At 38.4% G+C, this 18,903-nt stretch carries 18 protein-coding genes; 4 read left to right on the plus strand and 14 right to left on the minus strand.

The window, feature by feature from the left end; all coding sequences use genetic code 11:
- Nucleotides 1-188: 188 nt before the first annotated feature.
- From DSM106972_RS36315 to DSM106972_RS36350, 8 genes are all read right to left on the minus strand, one after another.
- Nucleotides 189-746: a YqeG family HAD IIIA-type phosphatase gene (locus tag DSM106972_RS36315; protein ID WP_127085241.1), complete on the minus strand. Its 558-nt coding sequence runs from the start codon at nucleotides 744-746 to the stop codon at nucleotides 189-191.
- 63 nt (nucleotides 747-809) lie between these two features.
- A complete protein-coding gene (gene mltG, locus DSM106972_RS36320) occupies nucleotides 810-1,904 on the minus strand; it encodes an endolytic transglycosylase MltG (protein WP_233787689.1) in 1,095 nt (364 codons plus the stop codon).
- A complete protein-coding gene (locus DSM106972_RS36325; protein ID WP_019495578.1) occupies nucleotides 1,897-2,469 on the minus strand; it encodes a DUF3727 domain-containing protein in 573 nt (190 codons plus the stop codon). The genes mltG and DSM106972_RS36325 overlap by 8 nt, the downstream gene beginning before the upstream one ends.
- A 113-nt stretch (nucleotides 2,470-2,582) precedes the next feature.
- Nucleotides 2,583-3,092, minus strand: a complete 510-nt coding sequence (gene ruvX / locus DSM106972_RS36330) for a Holliday junction resolvase RuvX (protein ID WP_127085242.1) — start codon at nucleotides 3,090-3,092, stop codon at nucleotides 2,583-2,585.
- A complete protein-coding gene (locus DSM106972_RS36335; RefSeq protein ID WP_127085243.1) occupies nucleotides 3,085-4,341 on the minus strand; it encodes a GNAT family N-acetyltransferase in 1,257 nt (418 codons plus the stop codon). The genes ruvX and DSM106972_RS36335 overlap by 8 nt, the downstream gene beginning before the upstream one ends.
- A gap of 213 nt (nucleotides 4,342-4,554) precedes the next feature.
- Complete coding sequence (locus DSM106972_RS36340; protein WP_073620007.1) at nucleotides 4,555-4,758, minus strand: hypothetical protein; 204 nt, start codon at nucleotides 4,756-4,758, stop codon at nucleotides 4,555-4,557.
- A gap of 181 nt (nucleotides 4,759-4,939) precedes the next feature.
- On the minus strand, nucleotides 4,940-6,538 hold the full coding sequence (locus DSM106972_RS36345; RefSeq protein WP_127085244.1) for a B12-binding domain-containing radical SAM protein: 1,599 nt from the start codon (nucleotides 6,536-6,538) through the stop codon (nucleotides 4,940-4,942).
- A gap of 218 nt (nucleotides 6,539-6,756) precedes the next feature.
- Nucleotides 6,757-7,704, minus strand: coding sequence for an NAD-dependent epimerase/dehydratase family protein (locus tag DSM106972_RS36350; protein ID WP_127085245.1), 948 nt, complete (start codon nucleotides 7,702-7,704; stop codon nucleotides 6,757-6,759).
- A gap of 239 nt (nucleotides 7,705-7,943) precedes the next feature.
- On the opposite strand from DSM106972_RS36350, the gene DSM106972_RS51725 reads away from it, so the two are divergent.
- Complete coding sequence (locus DSM106972_RS51725) at nucleotides 7,944-8,102, plus strand: hypothetical protein (RefSeq protein ID WP_158632935.1); 159 nt, start codon at nucleotides 7,944-7,946, stop codon at nucleotides 8,100-8,102.
- A gap of 76 nt (nucleotides 8,103-8,178) precedes the next feature.
- Here DSM106972_RS51725 and hemE read toward each other — a convergent pair whose 3' ends face one another.
- Nucleotides 8,179-9,234, minus strand: a complete 1,056-nt coding sequence (gene hemE, locus DSM106972_RS36355; protein ID WP_127085246.1) for a uroporphyrinogen decarboxylase — start codon at nucleotides 9,232-9,234, stop codon at nucleotides 8,179-8,181.
- 129 nt (nucleotides 9,235-9,363) lie between these two features.
- Complete coding sequence (locus DSM106972_RS36360) at nucleotides 9,364-9,624, minus strand: hypothetical protein (RefSeq protein WP_127085247.1); 261 nt, start codon at nucleotides 9,622-9,624, stop codon at nucleotides 9,364-9,366.
- 410 nt (nucleotides 9,625-10,034) lie between these two features.
- Between DSM106972_RS36360 and DSM106972_RS36365 the strand changes: the two genes are divergently transcribed.
- Nucleotides 10,035-11,729: an ATP-binding protein gene (locus DSM106972_RS36365; RefSeq protein ID WP_127085248.1), complete on the plus strand. Its 1,695-nt coding sequence runs from the start codon at nucleotides 10,035-10,037 to the stop codon at nucleotides 11,727-11,729.
- On the opposite strand, the gene DSM106972_RS36370 is transcribed toward DSM106972_RS36365, so the two are convergent.
- On the minus strand, nucleotides 11,726-13,462 hold the full coding sequence (locus DSM106972_RS36370; RefSeq protein WP_127085249.1) for an amidoligase family protein: 1,737 nt from the start codon (nucleotides 13,460-13,462) through the stop codon (nucleotides 11,726-11,728). The genes DSM106972_RS36365 and DSM106972_RS36370 overlap by 4 nt on opposite strands.
- Nucleotides 13,463-13,659: 197 nt before the next feature.
- On the opposite strand from DSM106972_RS36370, the gene DSM106972_RS36375 reads away from it, so the two are divergent.
- Nucleotides 13,660-14,676: a S66 peptidase family protein gene (locus tag DSM106972_RS36375; protein ID WP_127085250.1), complete on the plus strand. Its 1,017-nt coding sequence runs from the start codon at nucleotides 13,660-13,662 to the stop codon at nucleotides 14,674-14,676.
- 64 nt (nucleotides 14,677-14,740) lie between these two features.
- Here the strand turns inward: DSM106972_RS36375 and DSM106972_RS36380 are convergent, their stop codons facing one another.
- The 3 genes from DSM106972_RS36380 to DSM106972_RS52775 all read right to left on the minus strand — a co-directional run bounded on the left by DSM106972_RS36380 (nucleotide 14,741) and on the right by DSM106972_RS52775 (nucleotide 17,119).
- Entirely contained in the window at nucleotides 14,741-15,628 is an 888-nt protein-coding gene (locus tag DSM106972_RS36380) for a sugar phosphate nucleotidyltransferase (protein WP_127085251.1), read from the minus strand.
- Nucleotides 15,615-16,658, minus strand: a complete 1,044-nt coding sequence (locus DSM106972_RS36385) for a mevalonate kinase family protein (RefSeq protein ID WP_127085252.1) — start codon at nucleotides 16,656-16,658, stop codon at nucleotides 15,615-15,617. The genes DSM106972_RS36380 and DSM106972_RS36385 overlap by 14 nt, the downstream gene beginning before the upstream one ends.
- A gap of 302 nt (nucleotides 16,659-16,960) precedes the next feature.
- Entirely contained in the window at nucleotides 16,961-17,119 is a 159-nt protein-coding gene (locus DSM106972_RS52775) for a hypothetical protein (protein WP_186538825.1), read from the minus strand.
- Between the two features lie 107 nt (nucleotides 17,120-17,226).
- On the opposite strand from DSM106972_RS52775, the gene DSM106972_RS36390 reads away from it, so the two are divergent.
- Nucleotides 17,227-18,108: a GNAT family N-acetyltransferase gene (locus tag DSM106972_RS36390; RefSeq protein WP_186538822.1), complete on the plus strand. Its 882-nt coding sequence runs from the start codon at nucleotides 17,227-17,229 to the stop codon at nucleotides 18,106-18,108.
- Nucleotides 18,109-18,903: the final 795 nt, after the last annotated feature.

Raw genomic sequence — 18,903 nt, forward strand, 5'->3', positions numbered from 1 at the left:
ACCTCGTACACCCGCTCTGACATCCAAAACACTAAAGCGCCAGTTCCCCTATCGTGAGGACTAGCGCTTTAAAGGTTTTAAAGTTATTTACTATGGCTAGGGTATATATTTTGTTTACCCCATCTTATTAATTTTCATAATCCCTTATTTTTGTCTGTAAAGAACCTTTTTTAATTATTTCTTTAGATTTACTTCCTTGAAGATTTATTACGCTTTGTAAATCTTTTTTCCTTTGGACTAATTGTAGCCCCTAAAATTTCAGATGCCCACACTTCAAAATTACGGACAGGGTGAGAGCGCAATGCCGCGCCAGGATGCATCATTGGTTCAACGAGAATTGTAAACATTCCCAAACGATTACCAACCAATACATCAGTAAATAACCTATCCCCAACCATGCCAACTTGGTTTACAGGCAAATTCATTTCAGCGAGTGCTGCACGGACTTTACGACGTGACGGTTTCGCGGCGCCATGATAATAAGGTAAATCTAGCGCACGGGCAATATTGCTAATTCGATTTTCACTGATATTATTGCTGACCAGCCATAAAGACGCGACTTGACGCACTTGTCTTACCCATTCAGTGAGTTCAGGCGAAGCAACAGCCGCTTTAAATGGTACTAATGTTTCATCAACATCAAGCACCAGCCCTTTAAGGTTATACCGTTGAATAATATCAGGCGTAAGGCTTAATATCGAAGAAGAGAGAATTAAATCAGGTTGTAGTAATTCGTTCCAAGTCATTAGTTCAAATTTAGTAATGTAGAGACGTGACATGTCACGTCTTTGTCTTTCAAAAATTTAAAATTATCTTTTCTGTCGTTCTCTACGAATTTGAGCAACAGCGGCTTCGTGTTCCTGTATAGTACGACTAAAAACGTGAGTCCCATCATACCGAGCAACAAAAAATAAATAATCAGTATTTTCAGGATTCAACACAGCTTGTAGTGCAGGCAAACCAGGCGCCGCTATGGGAGTAGGAGGTAAACCAGGTGTAGCATAAGTATTATATGGTGATGGTTGTCTGACTTGTGCGAATGTTAAAGGTCTATCAGGAGTTTGAGTAATTCCAAAAGCATATTCAACAGTGGGATCACTTTCTAGTTTTATCCCTTTTTGCAAGCGAGATACAAATACACCCGCAATCCGGCGCCTTTCTTCTGCCACAACAGCCTCTTTTTCCACGATACTAGCAAGCGTCACCCATTCTTTAAGTGTAAAGTTTGTTTTACCTTTCTCTTTTTGGTATACAGGTAAAGCAGTTTGCTCAAAACGTTCAAGCATTTGCTCGACAACACCTTGAGGTGTAATTTTCTCCGCTGGAAGTTGGTAAGTATCCGGAAAAAGAAAACCTTCCAAAATCGGAATATCAGCAGGAAGCCAAGAAAATTGTTTTCTATCAACTTTACTTGCAGCCTTTATAAAATCTTCAGCAGAAAACCAACCCTTTTCTTGAAAGTACCTCGCCATTTGTCTCAAAGACCAACCTTCTGGGATAGTAAAACTAGTTTGCACAACCTTACCATCTCGAATTGTTTCAGCTATTACATTCATTGGCTGATTTGCAGATAATTCATAGGTACCAGCCTGAAAATCACCTTTTGGGTCTTGCCAATTTTTATATCTTGCCAATAAGCTCCAGGCATATTTCGACCGAATTAAACCAGCTTGTTCTAACTTGGCGCCAATTTGTTGAGTAGCTGTACCTTTATGAATTTGGAACCGTTGAGGTTTTGCGGTACTAGATACAGGTGAAATAACCCAACTCCACCAAAGCCAACTGGTGCTGCCAACAATACCCAACAGTAAAGGCAGCAGGCTAAATATAAATAACCGCTGCCAACCTCTTTTTTGATAACTCATCATTAAGTACTGATTTTTACGAAAAAATTCTTTACTCAACTTCGTTAAACAACTGTTCTTCCAAAAGCGGTTGAACTTTACGAAATTCTTCAGGAGATAAAAGCTCAGGTTGACCAGATTTTGTTAATCGTGCAAAAAACAAAAGCGGGTCAAGGGGAGTGTATATGGCGTATTCTTGCTCATCTTGGTAAAAGGTCGCAAGCAATTGTAATTGTTCAGGTTCTAAATCCGCGTCTTCGTCTTCAATTTCGAGAGTGAAAAGTTCGGAATCTTCAACAGGCGGTAATTCACCTGCTACAGTTAGGGCATAAGCTGTATTTTTGAGCGCTAAATTGTGTTCTGACAACACAGCTTGAGCGTTGGCAAATAACTCATCAATTGCGGCATCGTCTTCTACTAGAATTGCTTCTTCTTCCTCATCGTCACCTTGCCAAGCAAAGATTTCTACGGGGGCATCTACAGGAAGAAGTAAAACATATTCTTGCCCTTCCACCGAAAGTGAATGCTCGACATAACATTCAAGCGTGCGTCCTTGCTCATCCGTCAAGGTGATGGAACCAGCTTGAGCTTTATCATTGTCTTCAGGAAATTGTGAGGAATACATAGCCGATATATGCAAATATATTAACTACCAGCAACTGCAAAAACTGCTTAATTGTTTCTTAAACAGGTAATGTAAATTAAATTGAGTCGAACTGGCTACCAAACTTCAGGATATCATGCATTTGGAATTGGTCGTGTTTCAAAATTCCTTCTTGCATCAAGCCATTGTTGCAAAATCAATGCTGCCGCTTTTCGGTCGATTAAACCTTTATTACGAGATGGAGAACGATTGGAAGCTAAAATCATTTGTTCAGCTTGAAACGACGTTAAACGCTCATCAACATATTCCACTGGCAGGTTTAATATTTTGCTAACACGTTTGGCAAATTTCTGAACGTGTTTTGCTTGAAACCCTAGAGTCCCATCCATGTTATATGGTAAACCCACAACTAATACATTTATTTCGCGCTCAATAACTAATTGGCGTAATTGCTCGATATCCTTCGAGAAAGCAGTGCGCTCAATAGTAGTTATGCCAGTTGCGATAAGTCCTGTTTTGTCGCAACCAGCAACACCAATTCGCTTGCTTCCTACATCTAATGCTAAAGCAAGAACGTATTTAGATTGAGATGAGGAAGACACTAAAGAAACTTCATTGTCTTCCCTTAACTGCTGATTAACCACGCAACTGCTCCTGGTCGGCATCGCTTTCAAAATCATTCGATGCTTCTACGCTACCGTGATTATAGGAAAATGCAACCGAATCTTTAACAGTATTATTTTTGACAATCCTGTCCGGAACTGACGGTTTACCTTGTTGAGTCCAAGACATTCCACCAGGTATTGGTTTACGTGCAGGTTGTAAACCTTGTAATACTTCAGGCAGTTGAATACCTTCGAGCGAAACAAACTTCGATTCGCGCACTTTATGCCACACTGACCGGGACATAATTAATGTATGCTCAGTTCGGCTTGCTCCAATTCGTTCTAGATATTCCTCTCCTTCTGGTAAATAATCAGCTGAAGCTATACGTAAAGCTTGCTTAGGAAAATCTTGAGCGATGCGTGCTAACTGAGAAAGTAGCTCTGGATATAGCCAAGTATAAGCAGGATGTACCGTTAGTGTTGCGACGTGTGGTGAATTTCCTTTTCTGTCTACAGTTATTTGAAAGTAACCTATCGCTGCTTTGCGAGAAGGTTCAAAAACATACCCACTAACAACTTCGCTTTTATTGAGCCACTGTTTAAAAGCATCCGTCAACCCTTCAAATAAACCTGTTTTAAAGTCACAAGTTTGACGGTCAAATACTTGTCGCACCAAAGGTGGCATTGATGCTGTATCTAATTGATACAACAATTGGGCATCAGCATTACTGACAGGAAGTAAATTTGGCAAGTCTGGTTCTGCCAAAGCCAAACTTGATAATAATTCTGGTTTTAATTCCCAATACGTAATTTCCGCAAGACGTTGGAATCCGTTGCGACGGTAAAGTGCTAATGCGTCTGCGTCGTTTACATTAACTTCGAGTATCCAGGTACGCGCTTCTAATATTGACTCGAAGCAATGACGTAAAAGCTGTGAGCCAATGCTTAATCTATCATTACCCCGTTCTAGCAGTACACGGTCTACGCGCCAAGTACTTCGTGTCCGGTTAAATGGTGACACTTGCACCATCCCTAATAATGTTCGTCCAGTCTCTAAAACGTAAGCACACAGACGATATCTTAAAGGGTTGGGAAACCAACTTAAACATTTCAGCAACCCATACCAACGACGTAACCATTGTACTTGCTTGGCGCCGTCACTTTCTCCCTGTGGTGTTAGGGCAGAGAATGACTCGTGAGTCAAGCGTTCAATACCGTCCAAGTCACGATACTGTACTGGTCGGATAACAACACTTAGATTTTGGGGTAATAAAGAAGTCATTTTCATTCGAGCCGCTACACAGCCATAGGTAATGGTGTTGAGAATATATATCTATTGCATTAATTTTAACGGCTTTTGACGTTTTGGCGCCAAATCATAAGAGGTATTTATTTAAAGCTAAACGCCAAAAAGCAAACCCAGCTAGAATAAATTTACCCTAAAGAAACTAGGTCTGCTTTAAATATATTTTAAGTTTTGTTAAAAATTGTATAAGCCTTGCTACGCTTGACGAGAAATTTGCTTCTCAAAATTAGCTTGTGTTTGATGCAGCAAAAGCTCTCGACTGTCATCTAAGCTTTGCTTGAGAGTAGGAACCAGATTACGAGCTTGTAGTGTCATATGAAACTGTAAATGAGCAACATATTCGCTGAACTCCTCATTTACCGCGTCTTTGCCCCTTTTGAAATTTGATTCCGTTGCCACTGTGTTCTCCTTGATTAATTAATCGTGCCGAATATTGATTAACATTTGCCAAACTTATCATATTGTTTTATTTCAACATCGGCTTCGCAATGAACTGTTACGAAAAGAGTGTAAAGTGCTGAGTGCTGAGTGCTGAGTATAAAATGCTAACTCAGCACTCAGCACTTTCAACTCAGCACTTTTAAGCTATGGCTTCAGCTTTTTCTACTTTTTCAGCTTTAACAACTGGTACATAAGGCTTTTCGGCGCCTTGTGCTAAGTACTCAGCTAGTTGTGCTTCGATTTGGTCACGTACAATTTGACGGTATTCTAAGAAATGCTCGTTGTGCGCGCAAGTTGCTAAATAGTGGTCAAACACTTTTGGATTATGCTTCAAAATGCTAAATAAGTGATGCCAGAACTTCCAGCGAGTTTCCCGCTTAATTCCCTGGCGCCAAATTATAGTTAAGAAAGCTTTGACTACAATTAATTCTGGCATTTTCGCAGGTGCCGTCCAACTTGGCCCACCCATGATCATAAAACAGCGATAAGTTCTGTCTAAATATGCTACTGGGTCATATAAAGCACAAAAGGCTTCAACATATTCACGGGCTATTTCTTCTAATGGACGGGTGGCAACAAAGTTCATTAATGTAGTTTGATTAATGTTACCGTCTGCATTTTCCCGCAGGCGCCCTTCTCTACTTAAACGATGCCATAAAGCAGTATTAGGTAACGCTTGTAACATTGCGAAAGTTGTCGAAGGAATGGCAGCTTGTTCAGCAAACCTAACAATACGTGAACCCGCGCCACTTTTTTCACCATCGAACCCAATAATAAACCCAGCCATTGGACGCAAACCAGTTCTGATAATGGTTTCAACTGCATCCGTTAAAGAACTACGGGTATTTTGAAACTTCTTAGTCATCTGCAAACTGTCTTCGTCAGGTGTTTCAATACCCAAAAATACAGCTTTGAACCCAGACTCAACCATCAATTGCATCAATTCTTCGTCTTGAGCAAGGTCAATAGAAGCTTCTGTATCAAAACTGAAAGGATATTGATGTTCAGCCATCCAGATTTTTAACTCTTTGAGCAACAACTTTACATTCCGCTTGTTGCCAATAAAGTTATCATCTACCATGAAAACGCTACGGCGCCAACCCAACTCATAAAGACGGTCAAGCTCTGCAAGTAACTGTTCTGGATTTTTAGTCCGGGGTTTACGACCGTAAAGAACAATAATGTCGCAAAACTCGCACTGAAACGGACAACCACGCGAAAACTGAACTGACATCGAGTCGTAAGCATCAAACTCTAACAAGTCAAAGCGCGGTATAGGTGTACTAGTAACATCAGGTTTTTCGGTTGCTCTAAAAATTCCTGACTTTTCACCTTTATTTACAGCTTCGACAAACATCGGTAGAGTAATCTCACCTTCGTCTAAAATCAGGAAGTCGGTTCCAACATTTTGGACTTCGTGCGGAACTGAGGTGGGATAAGGACCACCAACAGCAACTAACTTACCACGTTGCTTTGCTTCTTTAATTTGGTCAAGTAAATCTTGCTTCTGAACAATCATCGCAGACAGAATTACCATATCTGCCCACTCCCACTCTGCCTCAGTAACTGCACGTATATTACGGTCAACTAATTTAAACTCCCATTCTTGGGGTAATATTGCAGCGACAGTTACTAAACCCAACGGAGGCAGTAGAACTTTGCGGTTAACTAGATCTAAGATTTTTTCGTATGACCAAAATGTTTTAGGAAACACCGGATAGACAAGCAATACACGCATAAATTTCTACTCCTACCGCATCATTTTTATAAATCAATGTAAACTCACTTAATATGTAGATGAGTTTTATGTAAATATGTTTCAGAAACCGGGTTTCTTTACTGAACATTTACGACAAAACCAATAATTTTGGGCAGAAACCCGGTTTCTCAAGCCCTTTCACATTAGCATTATTACTTATTTTTTTTTGCTACTCTGTTATACCTTACGTACAAACTCTACCTTTTGACACCGCTAAGTCTTAAAACATCACTCATCGTTTCACAGTAGTTGGTTAAACCAAAGCTTTTCGGACTCACAGCATTTTTGTACGTAAAATGACGATATTCCATACAAAATCTGTCCCACGCTGCCATCTGAATACGGAACAGCACAATAATTATATTCGCCAAACCGAATGAAAGGGGGATACGGAACAAGATTTTTTTACCAAGGTAAGCACAAACTTGTTCTATAACTTGGTTTGCGGTAATTCTAGTTTGTCCCAAAACTAACGACCGCTCTTGACCTACACTAGGAGGATTATTGACAAGATGTTTAACAACAGTAGCAATATCCTGACCGTGGATGAAGTGAAAACTACCATCTGCCTTTAAAAATCGGATGATATCTATATATTTAGCTACTTCAGGAAGACCTGTTGTAATGTGCGAGTAAGGTTTGTTCGCATCTCCACCAAAAACAAACGTGGGAAAAACAGTTGTAACTTTCGCTGCAATCTTCAACTGCGATTTTTTCATTAAACAGTCGTACTTGGAACGAACATAGTCAGTTCCTATCTCACCTGCTTCTTTAAGTGGTTCCCCATCATTACCTAAAACACTCGCAGTCGAAAAGTATATAACTTGTTCGCAGCGTTCTGGGTCTAACATATTCATTAGCTCCAGCGTTTTCGTGACATTCACATCAAACGTAATATCACCACCCCAAGCTGTTGCCGTCAAAACAGCCACATCAATAGTTTTCAATAAATCAGCAAACTTCTCTATCTCCTGCATATCACCTTGCAGCACATTAATATTACTACGAACATTAGTATCAACTTTTAATTTATCTGAATTTCTTACAAGTAAAAATAATTCGTGTTCAGTCTCTTGAATTAACTGCTCACTAATATAATGACCCACACACCCACTGGCGCCTGTAACTAAAATACGCTTAGACATAAGATTTTGATCAAAATCCGGATTAAATTTAGGTAAAAATAATATCGCAGAGAATCAGCCAGTGCAAGTGTTTTGCTACACACGACATGACATTATAGATTTAAAATTCACCTGTAAGTTCCCCAGAATCTGCATAAGTCAAGCTTTATTAGATTTAGTAGTGGCATTATAGGCGCCTCCAACAAGCGCATCGAATGTGAACCAATGGTTCACAAAACACTATCTATGGATTAAAAATTATGTCATTTAATGTTTTATGCAAACGTTATTTAGGTGTAATGGCAATAAGCTTTGCTGACTTTCCTGTGCGTGCCAGCGTTTTAGTTGATTTTGGGCAGGACTTGAATCACTTTGTGATACTTCGACGAATTAAAATCTTGATACAATTGTCATTCTGAGCGTAGCGAAGAATCTTTAAATTATAGACAAGTTATAGAGATGCTTCACTACGTTCAGCATGACATATATAGCAATTTACACTGCTGTTAAACTTAACTGCTTTGCGGTTTCAAAGAAGAATCTTACATTGTCTTCGGGTGTTTCAGGTAATACACCGTGACCGAGGTTGAGAATATGACCCCAGTTACCTGCTTTACGAACTGTATCGTAAATACGTTCACGAATAAATTCTTTGGAACCAAATAAAACACCTGGGTCTAAATTACCCTGTACTTTCATGGTTTTACCAAGACGTTGACGCGCGTCTGCCATGTCAACTGTCCAGTCTACTGATATTATATCGGCGCCTGATGTTGACATGCGTTCCAATACACCAGCACTACCTGTTACCAAAAGAATTAATGGTGTGTCGGGATGTGTTTGTTTAACGCGCTCGAAAACCATTTTTTGGTAGGGTTGTGCAAACACTTCGTAGTCTTGAGGACTAAGTTGTCCTGCCCATGAATCAAACATTTGCACTACTTGGGCGCCGCAGTCAATTTGATAGCGAACATAAGTAGCGATAGAATCAGCGAGTTTTTCCAACAGTTTATGTAAAATCGTAGAGTCGGAAAACGCCATGTTTTTGATCACCGAGTAGGTTTTGGAACCTTTACCTTCTACAGCATAAGCCGCCAAAGTCCACGGGGCGCCGACGAATCCAAGTACAGTAGACTGCGTACCAACTTCAGACCGTAAAGCCTGTAAAATCGTTTTGATGAAAGGTAACGATTCTTCAGGGTTTAAAGCGTGTAAATTATCTACTTGTTCCTGTGAACGAATTGGTGCATGAATAATTGGACCCTTCCCTTCGGCAATATCCATATCGATACCCAAACCAGGAAGTGGGGTAACAATATCAGAAAATAGAATTACACCATCGGGTTGAAATGCTTTCCAGGGTTGCAAAGAAACTTCGATAGCAACTTCGGGAATTTCCGACCGTTCGCGGAATGAGGGATACTTCTCTCTCAAATCGCGATAAGCTTTCATATATCGTCCAGCTTGTCGCATCATCCAAACAGGAGGACGATCTACAACTTCACCACGAGCAGCCCTTAACAAATGAGGCGTATTTGCGGAAATACCCATTAACACTTCATCCTATATCGCTTTTTTATTTCATCATTTAGCTTACCATTCTAGGCTGACAAAAGTATAACCAAAAAAGAGAAAACAGCCAAAACAAAGACTTTTTCTTCATACCACAAATATTAACTTTCAAGCAATATTGTTACTTTCTGATTGTAAATTTTTGTAAATTACATATCCTTCGATTTCAGTTTCATAAAGCAGAACAGTCGTCTCTGGGCCAACTCTACCCATTTCAGGTAACGGGCCCATTTCCATTTCCACAAAATAAGTCCAACTACCAGAGTCTTGATGGTAATTTAAAACTTTACCCATACCACCTATAAAAGAGACTTTTTGGTTTTTACGGTATTTGGGCTGGGATTGCTTCTGATATACATTAGTAAGCATGGTGATACACCTTAAATACAAAGCTAATTTCTTAGTGAGCTAGCGGCGCCTAATTTCGCTAACAAAGCTACAAAATAAAGTTCAAGTACTATAAAATAAATAAAATGTATAAATCAGTCAGTATTATCGTTTATCGTTCTACTAAAGTACTTTCTTACTAAATTCAAACAACCTACCTCTGGACTTAAAATCTGTATGCACTAAAGAGTGATTTTGTTCAATCCAAAGTATAATTTTGTTGATTCATTAACGGAAATATTAGTATAAAATAATACACAATGTTTAGAAGGATTGTAGCGATATAGAACATTGCAGGTAATCTGCGTCTAAAGATAGTGTTCGACTTATGCCAAAAGTGCCATATTCGTAGGAAATAACCTATCATATTGGCGTATATCCATAAGTTTAAAATGTCGTCAAAATCCCAAGTTAACGTCCTACTAGTGGATGACCACACAGAAAATTTACTGGCGCTTGAGGGTATACTAGGAGGTCTAGGTCAAAATTTAGTGCGAGCAACTTCAGGTGCCCAAGCGTTGAAGTGCTTACTAAATCAGGATTTTGCCGTGATTTTGCTAGATGTGCAAATGCCTGATATGGATGGTTTTGAAACTGCTGCTTTGATACGTCAACGTACACGTTCGCTTTATACACCAATCATCTTTCTAACTGCATTTAGCACGAGCGATAATATGGTCGAGCGGGGTTACTCATTAGGTGCAGTAGATTATTTATTCAAGCCTCTTCAGCCAGAAATATTAAAATCAAAAGTGATAGCGTTTATTGATTTGTATCAAAAAACTGCTGAAATCGAGCGACAAGCGGCAGAACTAGCGGCAATAAATGCAGAACTCAAAAAAAGTGAAGAAAAATTTCGTGGTTTGAGCGCTTGTTCTCCTGTAGGTATTTTTCTTACTGATATAAACGGTTTTTACACTTACACAAATCCATCCTGTCAAAAAATATATGGGTTCGCGGAAGAAACTCGTATGATTGGTGAGGGGTGGGTACAAGCCATTCACCCAGATGACCGCGAGCGAGTAATTAACGACTGGTATAAATTATCACGTGCGGGTGAAGAATATCACGACGAGTTTAGAATTATTACCAGTAGTGGAATTGAGCGTTGGGTTTATGTTCATAGTTCGCCAATGCGCTCAGATAAGGGTAATCTCATGGGTCATGTTGGTACGGTTGAAGATATTACCTCGCGTAAACAAGCTGAAGCTGAACATATCGAATTGATTCGCGCACAAGCAGCACGTGCTGAAGCAGAAAATGCAAATCGTTTGAAAGACGAGTTTCTGGCAGTATTATCGCATGAACTTCGTACACCCTTAAACTCGATACTCGGATGGGCAAAACTGCTTCAGCGTCAGAAATTTGATGAGAAAAATGTTGCACGCGGTTTAGAGATTGTGGAGCGTAATGCTCTTTTACAAACCCAGCTAATTAACGATATTTTAGATGTATCGCGAATTATGCGGGGTAAGCTAAAGCTCAATCTAACTCCCGTCAACTTAGAGTCTTTAGTGTTGCAAACAGTAAATGCTGTACGTGTTGAAGCTGAAGCTAAAAAGTTGCACCTCGACTGTGTAATTGAACCTCTTCGCGAACCACTAGCAACACAATCACACACTGATATTCAGGGAGCATCTTATATAGTTACAGGTGATATTAATCGGTTACAGCAAGTAGCCGGTAATTTGCTTAGTAACGCCTTGAAGTTTACACCACCCAATGGCAATATTCAAGTCAAGCTGTACCTCGATAACGAGAATGATTCTATAGCTTCTGTGCCTACCGCTTTAATTGAAGTTCGTGATACAGGTATTGGTATTAGTGCTGATTTTCTTCCGCACGTTTTTGATAGATTTCGTCAAGCTGATGGTAGTACAACTCGAAGCCATAATGGGTTAGGTTTAGGATTAGCAATAGTGCGGCATTTGGTAGAAATGCACGGTGGTAGTGTTAGTGTTGCGAGTCTTGGTGTAAACCAAGGAGCAACGTTTACTGTTAAATTACCTCTACGAACCTATGGACAAGGGGTGCAACAAACACAAGATTCCCCACTTCTCAAAGAAGTTGAGAACTTAAAACGCTAAATATTTAGTGCATAATTTAGAAACCTTAGTATTGCTAAATCTTGTGATGTGTTTGTATTTGTATTCGGCGCCTGATAAAATTGACCTGTTACCCAATTTTGATTATCTTCTGGATTTATATACTTTTGATTTTTGACATCATAATATTTCCAATAAGCTTCGTCTTTAAGCTTGTTATAATCACTTTGAGTAAATAATTCATCACATTTAGTAAAACTTAACCAGTTACTTAAAGTATTTTCCATCTTTGCAATTCTACCATCACAAAAATGGAAATGTATATAATCTTGATGAGTTTCATAATCTGTAATAAGCTTTGTAATTGCACATTCACTTTGACTTTGAATAATGCGATAAAGAAAAGTAAAAAATTTACCTTGTAATTCTGTATCTTCACATGATGCTAAAACTCTCCATTCATAAGTCGGAGTTGAAGTATTTTGTAAAAACGGGGTGATATTTATCGAAGTATAACGAGGATTTCTGACTATAATTGAAGCTTGACGTAAAACTTCGTGAGTTGTTTTTCCTGATATGCCCAATATTTTTTTGTAGTTATATTCATGCTGTACAGGTGCTATACCATACGCGACACCAAGTACAAATTCGTAGATTGCCGCATCTTGATCATCCAATAAATCAGGGTCTTGAATCACACCCTGTTTAACCATATTAATTTTTTTCTGGATATATTCTAATTTACTCAAACGTTTTTTATAGTGTCCTATATGTTCATCGACTTGATTACCAAATGGCATTGCATAAATATTACTTTTTCTTGTAGGTGGCAGAATTGGCTCTAAAATTTGAGAGACCGCAGCAGATACAGAAGTAATATTCGCAAGGTGGTTAATTATTTCTTCAGTGGTTTTGTATTGATTTTTTATACCTATATGTAAATGTACTCCTGATGTTGTAGAAAAGTGGACTCCATTTTTTTTCAGCGTTGAGACTACAAATTCATATATATTAATTATTTCTTCTATCGACTCGCATACAGGAAAACCAATTTCTTGACCACTATAAATTTTAAATCGAAATCGAGTATCTCGATTTTGTTTATAAAGATTTTCGTAATAATCTATATTCTCTTGATTAGTACCATGTACTGACCCGTCAATTCCCACCTTTAATACATTATTACCTGGCGCCTCCACTAAATCCAAAGCTTCGAGACGATTAAAAATAGCCAAAACAGTTTGTTCGATTTGATTATAATTATAGTCTTTGCTTGTGTCATATACTTGTAAAACTTGATTTTGTTTTTGTTTTAACTTGATATAATCCCAAGTAGTTTTAATATTTTGAAAAAAGTTACATAATTTTGATTCTTGATTATAATACTGCAAATTAGTATTAAGTTTATCATGTTTGTACGCAGTTTTAAGCATAGCTTGCTTGTGTTTTTCAAAATCAACACGATTTAGCTTTGCCTGATATTTTGGGTTTCCAGGATATTGAATACTTCCATAATGATTAATTAATCCAACCGTCACTATCATTTGAATTAATCTATTAAAATGTGGCTGACGTGTAATGATGGCGCCATTTATCTTACTCAAATCATAAATTGGCTTTAACTTTTTAATAACCTCTGGTGCCAAACGGTACATAGGAAAGTCTGTTAACGGTAAAAACTCCAACTCGGCGCCGGAAGTCACCAAATTTAAGAGTTGAGTATCTGGAACTAATTCAATAGATACAGTATCGCTATTACCGAGGCTGATGACCATAAAATGAATTGTAAATATATATCTTGCTGAATATATATTGAACGAAAATTTAAAGTCAAATAATCAGAATACATTTGCTATAAATATTTCATATTTAATTATTCATTGAAAACGTTGCTTTACATAGCTCCTAGCTTACTCAATAAATCCAGATTTTAATTTAGACATATGTTACGATATGTTAAAATTGCAAATGCATGAATATAAACCGTCGTCAGTTTTTAACTACCTCTGGAATTACAGCTTTATCTACGATTTTATCGGCACCAAAAGTCAGAGGAATACCACCACAAACGATAATTAAACCGCCGCGCTTACGAATTGGTGATACTGTTGGGTTAGTGGCGCCAGCGAGTATTGTTGAACAAAGTGATGTTGATACTGCACAACAGACTTTGATGAAATTGGGGCTAAAAGTTAAACTCGGAAAGTATGTATTAAAACAGTACGGGTACTTAGCAGGGCAAGATAGCGAACGAGCGTTCGATATAAACGCAATGTTTACAGATAAATCAGTTCAGGCAATAATTGGGATGCGTGGAGGTTGGGGTTGTAATCGGATATTACCGCTACTCGACTATACTCGTATTCGCAACAATCCTAAAATTATTCTTGGCTATAGCGATATTACATCATTATTATTAGCGATTGGCGCCCGTAGTCGCATTATTACTTTTCACGGTCCAGTTGCGACATCAACATGGAACGACTTTACACTTTCTTACCTCAAACCTGTTTTATTTGATGGTGCGACAGTGACAATGCAAAACCCAACAACCTCTTCAGGCAATATTCAAGTTATCACACCAGGTAAAGCAAAAGGCAAACTGGTTGGTGGAAACTTATCAGTACTGTGTGCAATGGTCGGTTCTATATACCTTCCCTCATGGAACCATCGAATTTTATTTTTAGAAGACATTGGTGAAGATGTTTACCGTGTTGACCGAATGCTAACACAATTAAAGAACGCAGGAATTCTCAACCAAATATCTGGACTGATTTTTGGACAATGTACCAATTGTAAACCAGGAGAAGCGCCGACATTTGCTTTAATAGAAGTACTAAAAGACCATATTCAACCTTTGGGTATTCCAGCTTGGTACGGTTCAATGATAGGTCATATTAAAGATAAGTTTACCGTCCCTCTTGGCGCCGAAGTAGAAATAGATGCCAGTTTAGGATTAATCAAAATGTTAGAACCAGCAGTAAAATAATTATCTTATAATAACTCTTGTGGAACGGGCATCCCTGCCCGTCTCCCACTATTATTTCCCACTATTACCTATTCCTAAAATCAATCAAAGATTGTAAATAAGCATCAGGCATTCCAACATCATAAAACTTACCTTGAACAACATAACCCGTCATACCCGCACGCTGTCTTAATGTATCCAAGCAAGTAGTAAGCTGAAATTCGCCCTTCATCCGGATATTATTATTAATTTCATCTTCTAAACAATTAAAAATAGTCGGTGTTAAAGCATATAATCCGAATATACTTAAAAACTCATCTTCTCCCAAACCATCTACACGCAAATTTTCACGCGCGTATTCAATTGCTGGTTTTTCATAAACTTGTGATACAGATAAAATAGAGTTTTGCTCCTTCCAAGTACCTGTTACACATCCAACTTTATGTAAAAGCTCTGAATTAACAATAGTTAAACCAATAACGCTGTGGTTAACCTTTTCGTATATATCTAAAACTTGTTTTGCACAAGATTTTTTTTCTTTCGATGAATATATATGGTCGCCAAGCATTAATAAAAATGGTTCATTGTCTACCCATTCTTTCGCACAATATACAGCATGACCATAACCTTCTTGCTTATCTTGGGTAATGACCTTAATTCGGTCGCCAATATCAACTAAACGTTTACTAAGCTTTTGATTTTCTGGCGTTAGCTTTTCAAATAATGCTGCGCTTGGTGGTCTTTTAAATAACTTCTTAAAAATCTGCTTATCATCAGGCTGAACGATAATAGCAATTTCCTCAATTCCGGCACTAAGCGCTTCTTCAATAATTAAGAAAATTACAGGTTTAGCGCTACCATCTTTATCTATGACTGGAAATAGTTCTTTCTTAACTACTTTAGTGGTTGGAAATAACCTAGTTCCAAAACCTGCTGCGGGAATAACTGCTTTTGTGATTTTATTTGCTGGCATAAATCGTTAGTTTCAAACACTGCATTTGGGGAAAGTCATGTTCTATGATGTCGATAACCTGCTGCTGACTCTCCTCGTTTTCAACAAGAAATTGCGCTGTTCCGTCTCCCTGCGAACCAACTCCTTTACCACCCAATATATAACGCTGAATTGGCGGATAATCTAGTAAGTTATGTAACACAGGCGCCGTTAACTGTTCTGGACAAGCGGGGATCAGATGGGCATCAAATTCAGCTTGGGCAGTTCGCATCAAATTACCAAGTTGTTTTGCATCACCTGCTTGTAGAGCATCAATTGCCGCTTGGGTAATTTCATAGCTAACCGTACTAAGATATTTTTGAACATTGCTTTGAACCGAATTTTTAGCAAAAGGATAACACTCATTGAGTTTAGCCAAAATTTCTTGAGTATTTTTGCCCGCATTCAAATCAACAAGCACAAGATACAGATTTTTCGGCGCCTTTAACTCAATTATTTCCGCGCGCTCGTTATCGAATACCATTGCGATGGGACGATTTCCATATGCACATCCTTGATCCATACGTCCACATTGCGAAGGCGTAGTAATTTCCCCTAAATAAGCAAACTCCATTTCACCGCGCAACGTCAACTTTAAGTTATACACCTGATTAAACGCTCTCGCCACCAAAACGCAAATCGCCGCACTTGACGATAAACCCTTCTGAACTGGTAAATCTGTAAGATAATTGTCAATTTCTAATCCACGCACTTGGAAGTACGACAAAAATTGATAAGCAACTCCTGCCGCATAGCTAAAAAAACCTCCTTTTTGCGCCTCATGCAATAAAACCTGTTTTTCCATCGGTAAAGCCAAAATCTCGCTACCTTCAACAGAAGACCGCACAATCAACTTATGGGGATGCGCTTCAGCTTCTGCATACAGTCCTTGATTTGTGCCAACTAACAATGTATAACCTACTCCCAACTCAGGATTATAACGGCGATAACCCCCCGCCCAATCACTATGCTCACCAAACAAACACAGGCGCCCAGGTACAAACAGGTTCATAAATAACCCCAGAATGAATATTTTTCTTATGTACTGTATGTAACATATTTTCCGTAGTTATTAATTTTGGCGGGTAGATTGGCAACGGATGTAAAACGGATGTAACGGATAGTTGATTCGTTATTTGAAGGCACCGAAAGTTTGAAAATCTTATTTGTAACAAATAAATCATCCGTTACATCCGTTGTATCTGTTGCAAACTAACACATCAGAATTAATGACACGAACCAGTATGATGGGCAGTGCTCACCCTACGACGGGCGCCAATATACTAAAACTAATGACACAAACCACTAGTACTCCTAGTCATTAATTTTGGCGGGTAGATTGGCAACGGATGTGAAACGGATGTAACGGATAGTTGATTCGTTATTTGAAGGCGCCGAAAGTTTGAAAATCTTATTTGTAACAAATAAATCATCCGTTACATCCGTTATATCCGTTGCAAACCAACACCTCATAATTAATGATACAAACCATTACACCTGAAACGCAAGAACAAAGTGCATACACGCACCATAACATTCATGTAGTATAAGTAACATGGAAAATTATTCTATTCAAACATATGAAGAATCGTTATCAAAGCTCATTTTCACAAGACACCACCCTTATTTCCAAACTATTCAACCTACTAGAAATTGTATTTCCAGGCGCCGAACTTACTACATTAGCAGAACAAGCAAGAAAACTAGGCGCTGCATGGGAAGATGCATCAATACCATTTGTACGCTTCGATAATGACGGTAGCCTAATAGCCCACGTCGGAGTATTAGAAATTCCAATGCGACTAATGGGAGAAAATGCAATAGTTGGAGGAGTTCATGCAGTATGTACTCATCCCGATTATCGTAGACGTGGTTACTATCGTGAAATTATGAATGAAGTATTAGATTATTGTGATAAACGCTACGAAACCTTAGTACTAACAACTTCCAACCCAGAATATTACCAACCATTTGGATTTCGTTTTATCCAAGAACACAGTTTTACAACCAGCATCAATTCAGAAGGTAGTGTAAACGAAACACGTTTGCTTAATATTAATAATATTGATGACGTGAGACTATTACACCGACTATTAGAAACGCGGGCGCCTGTATCTAACATTGTAGGTATAGTTAATGAAAAGCCTTTATTTCTGGTCAACGAAGCGACAAGGCCCATGTATTACTTTCCAGACTTAGACACAATTGCCTGTATGTCCATTCAAGACAATGAACTTAAATTGTATGACTTAGTGGCGCCGAAAATATTCCCTCTACAAGAACTTGTACAAAGAATACCTCAACCAATTCAATCTTGCTCTATTTACTTTAGCCCAGATAGCCTTAACACAGAAGCCCAAGCATCACCAGAAATGTTAGACGGAGATTCACACTTAATGGTTCGCGGCACATTTACCCCCGAATCTCAAAAATTCATGATTCCACGCTCCGCGCGTTGCTAAGTAAGTAGAAATACTATACCAATTCAAGTTTATTATGTAATTCATTTTAACTTAAATTTAAATTAAGTTGAAAGATTATTTTGTTTTATCATTTCCAATTCAAATCTAAAAATTTACTTTTGCCCTGTAGTCGCGCCTAAGTTCTGCAAGAGTGAAATTTATCGACATTTTAGGTATATTTACTTCCGGATGCGGAAAAATTATGATACTAAGTTCAGCATTTAGCTAGATATTAACCGCAAGATAGATACAATACCCCTATATTTTCTGCTACTACATAGGATTTGTGCTTTGCAAGACAAACATATACACGTAACTGTTTAATATGAACTGTGAGTTTTTGACTAGTGCCAGATGAAAAAGTGTCACTCACCTCACTCCGCAACTAATTACACAGGGGATATTCTAAGTTAGTGCAAGGAGTGATACCACTTCACCATATGTTTGCCACAGGTTATTTCGCTTCGACCCCTTACACTCTGGGGTAGGGCGAAACCTCAAATGTTGCAGCAAACTAGTGAATTGGTATTAAGTTATACGGGGAAGCGCTAGGAGTCGTCAAAATCCAAGCGCTTTTTTTGCGCGTACACAAAACACAGTTTATACAAGGCACCGAGCGAAAATGTAATATTTCGTTCAGATTTTACTTTGCCATGTTTTTGACAAACAGGTATTGTTTCTCACACCTGACTGGCGCCTAGCAACATATACGTTGTAACCCACATTCCGCACTTCAATTTGAAGTACAAAAGATTACAACCAAGAAAAAAGCAAAAATTCAGGATGACGAAGAAA

Origin of the sequence: Dulcicalothrix desertica PCC 7102 (assembly GCF_003991905.1) — a bacterium.
GTDB lineage: Bacteria > Cyanobacteriota > Cyanobacteriia > Cyanobacteriales > Nostocaceae > Dulcicalothrix > Dulcicalothrix desertica.

Bases quoted from the DNA above. Each gene is read 5' to 3' on its own strand.
- DSM106972_RS36345 (WP_127085244.1), bottom strand. From the start codon at position 6,538: ATGCGTGTATTGCTTGTCTATCCGGTGTTTCCTAAAACATTTTGGTCA.
- DSM106972_RS51725 (WP_158632935.1), top strand. From the start codon at position 7,944: ATGTCATTTAATGTTTTATGCAAACGTTATTTAGGTGTAATGGCAATA.
- DSM106972_RS36380 (WP_127085251.1), bottom strand. From the start codon at position 15,628: ATGCCAGCAAATAAAATCACAAAAGCAGTTATTCCCGCAGCAGGTTTT.
- DSM106972_RS36390 (WP_186538822.1), top strand. From the start codon at position 17,227: ATGAAGAATCGTTATCAAAGCTCATTTTCACAAGACACCACCCTTATT.
- DSM106972_RS52775 (WP_186538825.1), bottom strand. From the start codon at position 17,119: ATGAGGTGTTGGTTTGCAACGGATATAACGGATGTAACGGATGATTTA.
- DSM106972_RS36315 (WP_127085241.1), bottom strand. From the start codon at position 746: ATGACTTGGAACGAATTACTACAACCTGATTTAATTCTCTCTTCTTCG.
- DSM106972_RS36350 (WP_127085245.1), bottom strand. From the start codon at position 7,704: ATGTCTAAGCGTATTTTAGTTACAGGCGCCAGTGGGTGTGTGGGTCAT.
- DSM106972_RS36335 (WP_127085243.1), bottom strand. From the start codon at position 4,341: ATGAAAATGACTTCTTTATTACCCCAAAATCTAAGTGTTGTTATCCGA.
- DSM106972_RS36365 (WP_127085248.1), top strand. From the start codon at position 10,035: ATGTCGTCAAAATCCCAAGTTAACGTCCTACTAGTGGATGACCACACA.
- hemE (WP_127085246.1), bottom strand. From the start codon at position 9,234: ATGGGTATTTCCGCAAATACGCCTCATTTGTTAAGGGCTGCTCGTGGT.
- DSM106972_RS36325 (WP_019495578.1), bottom strand. From the start codon at position 2,469: ATGTATTCCTCACAATTTCCTGAAGACAATGATAAAGCTCAAGCTGGT.
- DSM106972_RS36385 (WP_127085252.1), bottom strand. From the start codon at position 16,658: ATGAACCTGTTTGTACCTGGGCGCCTGTGTTTGTTTGGTGAGCATAGT.
- DSM106972_RS36360 (WP_127085247.1), bottom strand. From the start codon at position 9,624: ATGCTTACTAATGTATATCAGAAGCAATCCCAGCCCAAATACCGTAAA.
- DSM106972_RS36370 (WP_127085249.1), bottom strand. From the start codon at position 13,462: ATGGTCATCAGCCTCGGTAATAGCGATACTGTATCTATTGAATTAGTT.
- DSM106972_RS36375 (WP_127085250.1), top strand. From the start codon at position 13,660: ATGAATATAAACCGTCGTCAGTTTTTAACTACCTCTGGAATTACAGCT.